The 12,776-nt window shown below is 69.8% G+C and carries 12 protein-coding genes; 2 read left to right on the forward strand and 10 right to left on the reverse strand.

All coding sequences use genetic code 11. From position 1 onward, the window contains the following. Nucleotides 1–7: 7 nt before the first annotated feature. Both ABD205_RS02645 and ABD205_RS02650 read right to left on the reverse strand, forming a co-directional pair. Nucleotides 8–1,582 carry an AMP-binding protein gene (locus ABD205_RS02645; protein WP_344042120.1) on the reverse strand — a complete coding sequence of 525 codons (1,575 nt, stop codon included), beginning with the start codon at nucleotides 1,580–1,582 and terminating at the stop codon, nucleotides 8–10. Nucleotides 1,583–1,651: 69 nt separating this feature from the next. Beyond that, complete coding sequence (locus tag ABD205_RS02650; protein ID WP_344042123.1) at nucleotides 1,652–2,047, reverse strand: acyl-CoA thioesterase; 396 nt, start codon at nucleotides 2,045–2,047, stop codon at nucleotides 1,652–1,654. A gap of 163 nt (nucleotides 2,048–2,210) precedes the next feature. On the opposite strand from ABD205_RS02650, the gene ABD205_RS02655 reads away from it, so the two are divergent. Beyond that, on the forward strand, nucleotides 2,211–2,987 hold the full coding sequence (locus tag ABD205_RS02655) for an SDR family NAD(P)-dependent oxidoreductase (RefSeq protein ID WP_344042125.1): 777 nt from the start codon (nucleotides 2,211–2,213) through the stop codon (nucleotides 2,985–2,987). Here ABD205_RS02655 and ABD205_RS02660 read toward each other — a convergent pair. The 8 genes from ABD205_RS02660 to ABD205_RS02695 all read right to left on the reverse strand — a co-directional run bounded on the left by ABD205_RS02660 (nucleotide 2,938) and on the right by ABD205_RS02695 (nucleotide 11,812). Beyond that, a complete protein-coding gene (locus tag ABD205_RS02660) occupies nucleotides 2,938–3,906 on the reverse strand; it encodes a DMT family transporter (RefSeq protein WP_344042127.1) in 969 nt (322 codons plus the stop codon). The genes ABD205_RS02655 and ABD205_RS02660 overlap by 50 nt on opposite strands. Nucleotides 3,907–3,975: 69 nt before the next feature. Next, nucleotides 3,976–4,689, reverse strand: a complete 714-nt coding sequence (locus ABD205_RS02665) for a response regulator transcription factor (RefSeq protein WP_344042129.1) — start codon at nucleotides 4,687–4,689, stop codon at nucleotides 3,976–3,978. Nucleotides 4,690–4,811: 122 nt separating this feature from the next. After that, nucleotides 4,812–5,273, reverse strand: a complete 462-nt coding sequence (locus ABD205_RS02670; RefSeq protein WP_344042131.1) for an acyl-CoA thioesterase — start codon at nucleotides 5,271–5,273, stop codon at nucleotides 4,812–4,814. After that, the gene (gene surE / locus ABD205_RS02675) at nucleotides 5,270–6,253 is read right to left on the reverse strand and encodes a 5'/3'-nucleotidase SurE (RefSeq protein ID WP_344042133.1); all 984 of its coding nucleotides are present in this window, start codon (nucleotides 6,251–6,253) and stop codon (nucleotides 5,270–5,272) included. The genes ABD205_RS02670 and surE overlap by 4 nt, the downstream gene beginning before the upstream one ends. Nucleotides 6,254–6,284: 31 nt before the next feature. Next, nucleotides 6,285–7,313 carry an ABC transporter permease gene (locus ABD205_RS02680; protein ID WP_344042135.1) on the reverse strand — a complete coding sequence of 343 codons (1,029 nt, stop codon included), beginning with the start codon at nucleotides 7,311–7,313 and terminating at the stop codon, nucleotides 6,285–6,287. After that, the gene (locus tag ABD205_RS02685; RefSeq protein ID WP_344042137.1) at nucleotides 7,310–8,842 is read right to left on the reverse strand and encodes a sugar ABC transporter ATP-binding protein; all 1,533 of its coding nucleotides are present in this window, start codon (nucleotides 8,840–8,842) and stop codon (nucleotides 7,310–7,312) included. Before ABD205_RS02685 ends, ABD205_RS02680 begins: the two co-directional genes overlap by 4 nt. Before the next feature lie 187 nt (nucleotides 8,843–9,029). After that, nucleotides 9,030–10,178 (reverse strand): sugar ABC transporter substrate-binding protein, encoded by a 1,149-nt coding sequence (locus tag ABD205_RS02690; RefSeq protein ID WP_344042139.1) that lies wholly within the window; start codon nucleotides 10,176–10,178, stop codon nucleotides 9,030–9,032. 260 nt (nucleotides 10,179–10,438) lie between these two features. Then, nucleotides 10,439–11,812, reverse strand: coding sequence for an NAD-dependent succinate-semialdehyde dehydrogenase (locus ABD205_RS02695; RefSeq protein ID WP_344042141.1), 1,374 nt, complete (start codon nucleotides 11,810–11,812; stop codon nucleotides 10,439–10,441). A gap of 194 nt (nucleotides 11,813–12,006) precedes the next feature. Between ABD205_RS02695 and ABD205_RS02700 the strand changes: the two genes are divergently transcribed. After that, nucleotides 12,007–12,771, forward strand: a complete 765-nt coding sequence (locus ABD205_RS02700; RefSeq protein ID WP_344042143.1) for an SDR family NAD(P)-dependent oxidoreductase — start codon at nucleotides 12,007–12,009, stop codon at nucleotides 12,769–12,771. Nucleotides 12,772–12,776 lie beyond the last annotated feature (5 nt).

A 12,776-nucleotide genomic window follows, 5' to 3' on the forward strand; every position in this document is an offset into this window, starting at 1 on the left:
GCCGCTCTCACCGACGCCTGAGGGCGGCGTTGGAGTCCCACGCCGCGGTCGTGATGCCGCGCTCGCGCACCTTGCCCTTCTCGATCCGCTCCGACGGAGTCTTGGGGAGGCTGTCCACCAGCTCGACGTACCGGGGAACCGCGAAGCGGGGCAGGTCCGCGGCGACGAACTCGACCAGCTCGACCGGGTCCAGGTCGGCTCCCGCTACGGGCACGACGAGCACGGCGACGTCCTCCTCCCCGACATCGGACGGGACGCCGATCGCGGCGACCTCGAGGACGCGGGGATGGGCGACCACGGCGGTCTCGACCTCCCAGCAGGAGACGTTCTCACCGCGCCGGCGGATGGAGTCCTTCTTGCGGCCGATGTACTCCAGGAACCCGTCCGGGTACTGGCGGACCAGGTCACCGGTGTGGAACCACAGGTTGCGCCAGGCCTCGACCGTCGCCTCGGGCTTGTTCCAGTAGCCCTGCATCATGGCGAACGGCTCGAGCGGTCGGAAGACGAGCTCCCCCACCGTGCCCGGCTCGAGCGGCACGTCGTCGTCGTCGACCACCTGCAGCTCGACCTCGGGCAGCTGCCGGCCGATCCGCCGGGGCTGGGACTCGCCGGGAGGAGCCGTGGTGATGAGCACGCACTCGGTCATCCCGTAGGCCTCGATGATCCGGACGTCGAAGCGCTCCTCGAACGCGCGCATGATGTCGCCCGGCGTGGACGAGCACATCGCCAGCCTGGCCGGGTGGTCGCTGTCGTCGGGGCGGGCCGGCTGCTTGTAGAGCAGCCACAGCATCGTCCCGATCGTGCCGAACGCCGTCGCGCCTTCTGCCCGGACCTCGTCCCAGAACCGCGACGCGCTGAAGCGGCGCCCGAGCACGGCGGTCGCCCGCAGGTCCACCACGGTCGACATGAACGCGCGCGCGTCGATGTGGAACAGCGGCTGGACGCAGTAGATGACGTCCTCGTGCGTGAGGCCGTAGGTGTTCGTGACGTGCGCGGCCTGCGCGGTGTAGTACCGCTGCGGCAGCATCACGCCCTTGGACGGGCCGGTCGTGCCGGAGGTGTACATGATCGTGGCGATCTCGCCCGGCTGCGGCTCGGCGAGGTCGACAGGGTGCGACCTGCCCAGCTCGACGAGCTCGTCGAACGAGATCTGCCGGGCGCGGTCCCCGAACGGCCGCGCGGGGCTCTCGCCCACGCAGACAACGACCTCGGGGTCCATCGTGATCGCCTCGGCGAGGATGGCGAGGTAGTCGGCGGTCCCGATCAGCACCCGCGGCTGGGCGTCCTCGACGAAGTAGGCCAGCATGCGGCCACGCGCGTCGGCGTTGAACGGGACGTCGATGGCTCGCGCCGCATTGATGCCGAACCAGGCCCACGCCACCTCCGCGCGGTTGTCGCACATGAGACCGACGCGGTCCCCGGCCTCGACGCCCAGAGCGAGCAGGCCGCGGGCCGTCGCCTCGACCAGCTCGAGTCCGGAGCGGTAGGTGAAGGACTCGCCTGCGATCCGCAGGAACTCGTGGTCCGGCACGTCGGCTGCGGCGGTCCGGAAGGCGCTGATCAGGCTGTCTCGCTCGGGCATGGTGTGATCCTCCCGACGCTCAAGCCCGTAGGGCGGGTCGGTCGTGCGCGGAGCCACCCGGCTGGGGGATCAGCCGCCGATCTGCGCCCTGATCCGTTCCCGCTCACCGGGAGGGAACGGCATCGAGCGGCGCCGGTCCCTGTCCCAGCGCACGAGGATGGCGCGGGCCTGGGTGTGAACAGCTCGTGACGACGTCAGGGCTTCCTCCACCGTCACCGTGCTGCGGGTGACGACCAGCGGCGCGACCGTCGCCTGCACCGGACCGTCGTCGAGCAGCAGCTCGCGCCGGTAGTCGAGCTCGAGTCGGACCAGCACGAACGACGGCATCGGGTCATCCGTGACCTCGGCCAGCCAGCGTCCGTGTGCCTCCTCGACCAACGTGAGGTGCGCAGCGGCCGTCACGTGACCGAGGTAGTCGACGTACTCCGCTCGCAGGGCGATCTCCGTCTGCCAGGGACTCCTCACCCGTTCTGCCCTCTCCTCAGGTCGTCGACGAGACTCTGCGGCACCGCCGGCCCAGATATCCTCGCCGCCCGTCGAACCTCCCCCGAGTGGGGGTGACCCACTCTGCATCCCGCAGGGCCGAGCGCGAACACCGACAGATGATCGCGACATGTCTGATTCCCCGGTGTCTGAGTCCCCCGTGCTCGTCGATCCAGACGCCCCTCCCCTGCTCGGCCGCCGTGCCGTCGTCACCGGGGCGAGCAGAGGCATCGGCCGTGCGATCGCCGTCGGGCTGGCACGCAATGGCGCCGACGTCATCGCCGTGGCCCGCTCCGCCGACGGGCTCGCAGAGACCGCCGCGCTGGCGATCGGTCCGGGCTCGCTGACGCCGTACCCCGCCGACCTGAGCAGGCCTGAGAGCATCGACGGCTTGGTCGTGCACGCCCTAGGTCGCTTCGGCGGCCTGGACATCCTCGTCAACAACGCGGCGTCAACGCACTGGTCGCTCATCGAGGACACCGAGCTGGGGACCTACCAGGAGGTCATGCAGCTGGATCTCCAGTCGTGCTGGCTCCTGTGCCGCGCGGCCTCCGCCGCCCTGTCCGAGGGCGCGAGCGTCATCAATGTGGCGTCGATGCTGGGAACGATCGGCTCCCGCCACGAGACCGCCTACGTGGCGGCGAAGCACGCCCTCGTCGGCGTGACGCGGGCGCTGGCGCTGGAGTGGGGCCGACGCGGGATCCGGGTCAATGCGCTCGCCCCTGGATACGTCGAGACGGCGATGACGTCACCCGGCCTGAAGGAGGAGGCATACGCCGCCTGGGTGCTCCGCAACACACCGATGCACCGCTGGGCCCAGCCCGAGGAGATGGTGGGTCCCACGGTCTTCCTGGCGTCCTCGGCGGCCTCGTTCATGACCGGTCAGGTGCTGGTGGTCGACGGCGGCTGGACCGCTCGATAGGGCGGTCGGACCGGATCAGCACGACGCCCGCGACGACGAACGCCGCGCCGGTGAGCTGCAGCGGGCGCGGGACCTCACCGAGCAACAGCCAGGCCGAGCCGAGCGCGGCGATCGGCTCGGCGAGAGCGACGAACGAGGTCATGCGGGCGCCGAGGACCCGGACGGCGGCGAACCCGGCGACGTACACGAACACGGTCGAGAGCAGCACCACGAGGACGAGCGGCAGCACGGGGGAGACGATCCAGCCGCCCAGGTCGACCGCCGCACCCACTGCCTGAAACGGCAACAACCCGACGGCGACCAGCAGTCCGATCGAGACGGACGCGACCGACAGACCCGCGCAGGCGAGGACCACCGGCGGGACCGACGCGGTCATGCGGTCCGAGGTCAGGAAGTACGTCGCCACACAACCCGCCCCGCCGAGCGCCCAGCCGATCCCACTCAGACTCGGCCGCTGCACCCCCATCGCGGCCACGACGAGCACCAGACCGCCGATCGCGACCACCGCGCCCAGGCAGGTCGTGGCGGCCGGACGCTCGCCGTGCCGGATCCAGACCCAGCCGAGGACCAGCACCGGAGACAGGTAGAGCAGCATCATCGCGACGCCGACGGGAAGTCTTGCCAGGGCGTTGTAGTAGCAGACCACGGTGCCCGTGATCCCGAGGACCCCGAGCACCGTGACCCCGCCCAGGCTGCGACGCAGATCGGTGCCATGGCGTCGTGCGGCCCACCACGCCGGCGGGAGCAGCAGGAGCGCGGCCAGGCAGGTGCGCACGAGCAGCACCCCGCCCGCCGACCAGCCGCTGAGGATGAGCGCCTTGCCGAACGGGCCGCTCGCGCTGGAGGAGACCGCAGCGACGACCTCGACGGCGATGGCTGACCGGGCGCCCAGTCGTCTGCCGGGAAGGGCCTGTGTCACGAGCGCGGTGGGGCGGACTGGCCTTCACGCTCCGCGGCCGACTCGCCAGCGTCAGCCGATTCGCCAGCGTCAGCCGGCATGGAGGTGTCCACCGAGGAAGTCCGCCCCGAGCCGACCCAGCAGGCCGAGCTCCTGGGCGCGGCTGGCTGCCTCGGCGCGGTTGCGTACGCCGAGCTTGCGGTAGACCGAGCTGGTGTGCTGCTTGATGGTGTGCCGCGACAGCTTCAGAGATGCCGCTGTCTCGGGGTTGCTCAGCCCCTCAGCCAGCAGGTGCAGCACATCGAGCTCGCGCCGCGAGAGCTTGACGGCGGGGTTCACCCTTCCCTTGGGAAAGACCCGTCCGCCCTCCGCGACATGCTTGATCGCCATCAGGAGGGCGCCGGGCGCCATGTTCTTCGACAGGGCCGCGACCGCGCCGAGCGACGACGCCAGGGCCGCCGGCATCCGCCCGTCACCGAACGTGAGCACCACCTTCACGTGGGGCATCCGCTCGCGCAGCGTCCGGCAGAGCTCCGGCCCGGAGCGCCCGCCCAGCGAAGCGCTGACGAGCACCACCTGTGGGTAGTGGCGTCGGGCTACCTGCAGTGCCACCTCGGCCGAGCCCGCCATCAGACAGCTCTCGACCCACGGCGCCTCCGCGAGCACCGCACGCAGCCCGGCGAGAAGGAGCTCGTGCTCGTCGACGACCAGGACTCTCTGGGGCCGGACCTCGTCGAGCCATTGATGCTCGACCTCCGGTCTGCACTGGTCGGGCTCAGCCTGTTGCGTGACGACCACGGTCATCGAGCACCCCGTTCTTCCGGTGTTTCCCTGTGAGAGGCACCTTCGTCAATCGCAGTGCGGAGGGCACGCGTGGAATTACCTGTTTCGACCACCCCACCCCTCCGGAGGAGCGCCGCGACGGGTCAGCAGCTCAGCAGAGCCGAGCGCTCGGCCGAGGTCAACGGGCGCGAGCGGCGCCCGTCCGGATCCCACGCGGAGTAACGGGTCTCGGCAACGCTGGCCACCTCACCGTCGGCGGTGCACAGCACGATCTCGGCTTCGAAGCTGGAACGACCGACCCGGGCGATCCCCACGTACACGCGGACGGTGCTCTCCGCGCGACGCACCTCACGCAGGTAGGTCACACCGAGATCCGCGACCACGAAGTGCGGATCGGGCACGCCCCAGACGTCGGCCATGAACTGGCCGATCGCCTCGGCACAGATGACGGGGTACGCGGTGGCCGTCAGATGGCCGTACCCGTCGAAGTCGCGCCACCACAGCCGCAGATCCATCGACCACCAGTCCGCGTATCCGCTGGGGGCCCGACGCCTCCGGCCGGCGGCACGATCGGTGGTGCCGACGTCCGCCGGCTCGACCGTCACCGCTCCGTGCGGTTGAGACGGGCGACCAACCGGTCGACGAAGGCCATCGTCGCGTGCCCTGGCGGCTGTACGCCGAGAGAGCCGTCGAGCGGCGTGATGGAGGCGAAGCCTCGGGCGACCAGGCGGTAGTCGATGGTGGTCCTCCCCTGCTGGTCATCGGTGGCGGCGTACAACGGGTCGAGGCTGTAGCCGACCTTGTACTGGCCGGCGCCCGTCGGCGTGTAGGTGGTCGGAATGGGCTCACGTGTGCCCAGGGTGGTCACCCGAGTGCCCTTGAAGGTCCCGGCCGGGTAGTTCACGTTGAGTCCGAGCCGGCCCGGCATCAGCTTCCGGCAACCGTCCGCAGTGCGTTGAAGGGTGCGCACGATCCGGCGTAGGAGCGTGCCGGTGCCGGAGTAGTTCATCGAACCCGTGCCGTCCCAGTGCGGGTCGAACTCGGCGGGGTGGGCAGAGCTGACCGCGATAGCGGGTACGCCGAGGTCCATCGCGGTCACCGCGGCGCCGACCGTGCCCGAGTGGTTGATCGTCCGTGAGAGGTTGGTACCGGCGTTCGCTCCGGAGATGACCAGGTCCGGACCACCGTTCGGGTAGAGGACGCCGAGCGCCAGAGCTACGGAGTCCGAGGGCGAGCCGGACACTGCGTAGACGTTCGGGTCACCAGCGACAGGCTGCGTCACCGTGAGCGTGCCGCCGTACGCCAGCGCGCCACCTTGGCCCGTCTGGTTCGTCGCCGGAGCCACCACCTTGACGTGCTCCCCCTCCCCCACCAGCGCCTGGTAGACGGCGTTGATGCCATCAGCGGCATAGCCGTCGTCGTTCGTGAGCAGGATGTTCAGCGGCCGGTGGCAGCCGATGCCGGCACGACGCGCGGTCGCGCCCCCGGCGGGCGTCGTTGCGACCACACCCGACGTGACGGCACCGAGTGCGAGCAGCGCGACCGCGGCGGACGCGGCGGACGCGGTCTTGTGACGGTGGTGCATGTGACTGCCTTTCATCGAGGGTGGTGAGGGATCAGGGCTCGCGTCGTTCACCCAGGCGTGCGGCGAGACCGACGCCGATGATCAGGGCGCCACCGTTGACGAAGTTCGCCACGTAGGGCTGGGCACCGGCGAGGTTCAGACCGCTGTTCAGCACCGCGAGGAAGTAGACCGCGACGAGCACGCCCCCCACGTTGTACTTGCCGGGCCGGATCGCCGCCGCGCTCAGGAACGCGGCAGCGAGGGCCGGGAGCAGCAGCGCGTCGGCCAGGTGCGGATTCGCCCCTCCGGATCGTGCCACCTGAAGGACGCCCGCCGCCCCGCAGACGGCGCCGGCGATGACGAACGTCAACCCCACGACGAGCTTCACGCGGATGCCGGCGAGTCGCCCGGCCGACCGGTTCGAGCCGAGCGCGTAGAGGTAACGGCCGTACGGGGTGTGGTCGATGAGGTAGTACACGACCACCGCGACCAGGACGAGCGCGTACACGGTGCGCGGGATCCCCAGCCAGCTCAGGGTGCCGAAGTCGGTCACCCCCTGCGAGATGTTGCCTGCGACCGTCACTCCTCCGGTCTTCAGGCTAATGATGCCGGTGATGATGATCGAGATGCCCAGCGTCGTGATGACGGCGTTGACACCCATCCTGGTGACGAGAAGTGCGTTGACGACGCCGACGCAGACACCGATGCCGATGCCGATGGCGAGGGCGAGCAACGGGTTCATCCCGTTGGTCATGAACTGCGCGACGAAGACCGAGCTCAGCGCCGCCGATCCGCCGATCGACAGGTCCCACTCGTTGCAGATCAGGGGGATCAGCGCGGCGAGTGCCGTGATGGCGACGACCGTGTTCGAGCCGAGCAGCACCTGCAGGTTGGCGCTCGTCGGGAAGGTCGCGGAGGTTCGGGGCCAGAGGCTGAAGAAGACGAACGCACCCACGAGGAGGCCGAGGAACGCGTAGGCCTCGAGGAACGATCGCACGCTGCGCCGGGGCCGACGGACCGCCTCGGCGGGCTCGGACCGGGCCGGCTCACCGACTGCGATGTTGTCTGTCACTGAACTCATACCGTCACTTCCTTGGATTGGCCGTGGGCGAGGCGCTCGACGCGGTTGCTGGTGAGCTCGGTCCGTGGCACCTCGCCGACGATCCGTCCTCCTCGCAGGACGATCACGCGGTCGCAGATCGCGGCGAGCTCCTCGCTGTCCGAGGACGCGATGAGCGCCACGGCACCGGCCTCGACGGCCTCTCGGATCAGCAGGTAGATCTCGTGGCGGGCGCCGACGTCGACGCCCTGGGTGGGCTCGTCGAGGAGGACCACCCGCGGCGAGCGCCGCAGCCAGCGGGCGACCATCACCTTCTGCTGGTTGCCTCCGGAGAGCGCGGACAGGGGGTCTTCGACCGACTGTGCCTTGATCCGGAACCGTGACAGGAGCCCGCGCGCATCGCGACGCTGGAGGCCGGCACGCAACCGGCCCTTCCTCCAGTAGTCGGAGAGCACGGCCACCGACACGTTGTCGGTCAGGCTGAGCTCGGGGAACGCGGCGTCCTCAGCACGGTTCTCCGGGACGTAGGCGATGCCGGCGCGCATGCCGTCGCGCGGACTCGCGAGCGAGAGCGGCTGACCGGCGAGACGCACGGACCCGGACTCGACCGGCAGCACGCCGAACAGGGCCTTGAGCAGGCTCGAGCGGCCCGAGCCCACCAGTCCTGCGACGCCGACCACTTCTCCGGCGTGCAGCGTCAGGTCGACCGGTCCGACCGGCCCGGCGCAAAGCGCCTCCGCCTCCAGGACGGCTGGTCCGAGCTCGGCGTCGTCATTCGGCGTGATCTCATCGACGGCACTTCCCACGATGAGCTCGACCAGGTCGCCACGTGTGATCGAGCGCGGCGCGACCTCGCTGACCAGCTGCCCGTTGCGAAGCAGGATGGCGTTGTCGGCGACGGCGAAGACCTCTTCGAGGCGGTGGGTGACGAAGATGACGGTCTGGCCATGGTCCGCGTGCTTGCGCACGGCGTCGAGCAGGAGTCGCACCTCCGTGTCGGGCAGCGACACGGTGGGCTCGTCCAGCACGAGGATGCCGCCGGCTCCGCCGACCTGCAGGGCGCGCGCGATCGCGACCATCGCCTGGCGTGCCGGACCGAGCTCGCCGAGGAGCTGGTCGGGGAAGGCTTCGATGTCGTACTTCTCCAGCACCTCAGCAGCCCTGCGGCGCGCTGCTCGCCAGCGCACGCGACCTCCGGGAGCGAGCGGGAAGCCGTAGCCACCGATCGCGAGGTTCTCGGCCACCGTGAGCTCGGGAAAGGTGGAACGCTGCTGGTGAACGAACCTGAGACCGGCCGCTGCCGCACGCGCGGGCGTCATGTCGCTCAGCGCGATGGTCTGGTCGCCGATCGTCAGCCGCCCGTCATCGGCTCGCTCGACACCCGCGAGCATCTTGATCAACGTCGACTTCCCGGACCCGTTGCCGCCCAGCAGTGCATGCACTTGGCCGGCAGCGAGCGAGAACGACACCCCGTCGACGGCCTTGTTGGACCCGAAGGACTTGTGCGCGTCGGTCAGCACCAACGCGTGGGCACTCAGGTCTGCGCTCACGATGATCCCCTCGGGTAGACGTCATGGTCGGTCGACACCACGATGCGGCGCACGTGATGGCCAGCTGCGGTCCTGCGAAGCGACGCTCCCCCGGTTGGGTCAAGGCGTCTCACGTCGAGCGTCTTGATCCGAGGTGGGCCGCACGCCAGGGGCCGCGGCCCACCTCTGATCACCGGAAAACGCTCGCTCAGCTCAGGCCCCACATGGACCGGAAGGCCGAGCGGAAGTCGACGGGTGGCGTGTACGGCTGGCCCTCCGGCGGCATGTTGTGGTCCTTGTCGCAGACCTGGATCCCGTTGCCGGTGTCCACGGTGTTCGGGTCCTGCTTGTCGAAGATCCGGATCATCGAGTCGATAGCGCTGTAGATCTCCCACTCGACCGACTGGCCCGCGCACGCCTGCTCACCGGTGCCCTTGCGGACCTGGTCGATGGCGGCCGCCGTGCCTTCGCCGCCTCCGACCGTCAGCGACCCCGAGCGTCCGGACGCCTGGATGGCCTGGGCGCCACCGCTCTGGGTCATCACGACGTCGTAGGCAGGGATGAACGCGTTCGCGTCAGGGTGCTGGACCAGTGCCTGCTGGATCTTCTGCTGCAGAGCCGGCCCGAGGTCCGTGCCCACGAACGTCGCATCACCGACCACGGAGCAACCCGGACACTTCGCGATCTCCCGCTTGATGCCCTTGCTGGACAGCAGGGTGGTCCACTGGTCGGTCTCGGTGTTCATGACGACCTTCGCGTTGCCCTTCGTCTTCGCGATCACCCACGCGGCCTGAGCGGATCCCCAGTCCTGCGTGGTGTCCGCGAACGACTCGTGGCTGGCGTACGTGACGACGTGGGACAGCAGCGGCGGCGTGCACTCCTTGGTCTCGACGCCGACGACCGGGATGTTCGCGGCCTTCGCCTGTTCGAGTGCGTTCTTCACCGTCGGGCAGTCGATGGCCGACAGGATGACACCGTCCGCCTTGGCGACCACGGCCTGCTGGATGCCCGTGAGCATCTGGTTGGGGTCGTACTTCGCGTCGAACACGTGCACGGTCCAGCCCAGCTTGCCAGCGGCCTCCTTCGCCGCGGCGACGCCGCGGGTGGCGTAGTCGCTGCCGAGGCTGGCCTCGATCAGCCAGATCGACTTCCCTTTCGGCGGTGTCACCTTCGGCCCGGCCGGCGTCTTGTACGTGCCCTTGTACAGCTCGTCCAGGCGTGTCTGGTAGGTGTGCTGGTCGGCGGTACTCGTCGTGCCGCTTGCCGTGGGGTTGTCGCCGCCGCACGCCGCGAGCCCGAAGCTCAGCGTCATGGCGACCACGACGGCGGCTGTGTGCCGCCACCTGATGTGCTTCACGTGCTCCTCCTCATCCTCTGGCCCGTCGACGAAAGTCCGGACCACGAGCGACCGCGAATGGTCGTTTCGAGGAACTACGCCACAGACCCGCGAAGAGTCGTGGATCACACCGAGCAGGACCGCCCGGGTGGGGGAGTCTGCAGCCAGACGATGCGCGGCGGCCCTGTTGCTCCGTGGTGGACCAGGAGACACCTTGGGGCCCGTGCGCGTGTTCTGGCGCACGGGCCCCAAGGGCCGCTCGTCGGAGAGTCTTGTGGCGCTCAGCCGCCGATGCGGATGAGCTTGCGGTTGACGAACTCGTCCACGGCGAACGGACCGAGCTCGCGCCCGAAGCCGGAGCGCTTCGTCCCGCCGAACGGCAGGCCGGGCTCCTCCGCGCCCACGATGTTCACGAAGACCATGCCGGCGTCGAGGGCCGCAGCCACCCGTTGCGCCTGGGCCTGGTCCGTGGTGAAGACGTAGGAGCCCAGACCGAACGGGGAGTCGTTCGCGACACTGACGGCCTCTGCCTCGGAGGAGACACGGTAGAGGCTGGCGACGGGGCCGAACAGCTCCTCGCGGGCCGCGTCATTGGCGCGATCGATGTCCGCGAGCACGGTGGGCGCGTACGCCGCCCCGTCCCGCGAGCCGCCAGCGAGCACCTTGGCGCCGCCGGCGACGACCCGGTTGACCTGGTCCTCGAGAAACTCGGCCGCGCCGACCGAGGACAGCGGGCCGAGGGCGGTCTCCGCCTTCGACGGATCACCCGGCGTCAGCTCGGCCAGGGCCCCGGTCATCTTCTCGACGAACTCGTCGTACAGGCTGTCGATCACCACGAACCGCTTCGCGCCACAGCACATCTGGCCTGCGTTGTCGTAGAAGCGCACACCGAGCGCGGCCTCCACCGTCGCGTCGAGGTCGTCGGTGCTGAGCACGATGAAAGGGTCGTTCCCGCCGAGCTCGAGCACGACCTTCTTCAGGTTGCGTCCGGCGATCTCGGCCACGTGCGCGCCGACGCCCTCCGAGCCAGTGACCGAGACACCCTGGATCCGTGGGTCGGCGATCAGCCGGTCGACCTGTGCATAGGTCGCGTACAGGTTCTCGTAGGCGCCGGCCGGCAGGCCCGCGTCCAGGAAGATCTGCTCCATCGCCGCGGACGACTCCGGGCACTGCGCGGCGTGCTTGAGCACGATGGTGTTGCCGGCCATCAGGTTGGGCGCGGCGAACCGGGCGACCTGGTAGTAGGGGTAGTTCCACGGCATCACGCCGAGGAGCACGCCGACCGGCGTACGCCGGACGACGGCCGTGCCCTCGCCCCACTCGAGCGCTACCGGCTCGTCTGACAAGAACGTCTCGGCGTTGCGGCTGTAGTAGTCGTAGATCGCGCTGGCGAAGTCGACCTCGAGGCCGGCCTGCTCGACGGGCTTGCCCATCTCGCGGCTGATGATGCGGGCGAGCTCTTCGCGGCGCTCGGCGTACAGTGCGGCAACCCGGCCCAGCAGGGCACCGCGCTCGGCGGGAGAGGTGGTCCGGCCCCAGGTGCGGTAGGTCTCGTCGGCACGAGCGACCTTCGCCTCGAGCTGGTCATCGGTCAGTGCGGCGAACTCTTGGACGGTCTGACCCGTGTAGGGGTCGACGACGGCGTAGGTGCTCACGACGTCCTTCCTGGTAGCTGGACAGATCTTCTGGCCACGCTGCCGCCGCCGACTCCGGGCGGAGGACCATCCCCGGGAAACACGCCCACCCGGGGGAGGCCGTTCGACGCGGGGGCCCGCAGACATCACCCAACCGGGCGGTCCCCGCCTCTCGAGGCCGACTGCGGGGCGGTCGGCACACGCATCCTCGCCTCATGACTTCGACCACCGACATCTTCTCCATCGCCGGCAAGCGAGCCATCGTCACCGGAGCCAGCCGCGGCATCGGTCGCGCGATCGCACTCGCCTACGCCGAGGCGGGGGCACACGTGCTGATCACGGCCCGATCGGAGGAGGGCCTGAAGGAGACCGCCGCGCTGGGGGCTGAGTTCAACGGCACGATCGACATCCTGGCCGCCGACCTGCTCGCGCCGGAGTCGGCCGAGGCCGCGATCCTCGGGGCGGCCGAGACCCTCGGCGGCATCGACATCCTCGTGAACAACGCCGCCGACGACCACGACTCCCCGATCGAGAAGACCGACCTCGCCGTGTTCCAGCGCGTGGTCGACCTCAACCTCCAGTCGTGCTGGGTGATGACCAAGGCCGCCTCGCCGTACCTGAAGGACGGCGGCGGCAAGGTCATCAACGTCGCCTCGGTCCTCGGCCTGGTCGGGATGCGCGACGACAGCGCCTACATCGCCGCCAAGCACGGACTCGTGGGTCTCACCAAGGCGGTCGCGCTGGAGTGGGCGCGCAAGAACGTGCAGGTGAACGCGCTCGCCCCCGGTTTCGTCGAGACGGCGATGCTGCCCCAGCTCGGCCAGGAGGGCGTCGCGGACTACATCCGCAGGCAGGTGCCTGCGGGGCGCTGGTCGCAGCCCGAGGAGTACGCCGGCCCGGCGATCTTCCTGGCGTCCTCGGCGTCGGACTACATGACCGGCCAGGTCCTCGTGACCGACGGCGGTCTGACCGCACAATGACCATG

This window comes from Nocardioides panacihumi (assembly GCF_039530925.1).
In the GTDB taxonomy this organism is placed as follows: Bacteria; Actinomycetota; Actinomycetes; order Propionibacteriales; family Nocardioidaceae; genus Nocardioides; species Nocardioides panacihumi.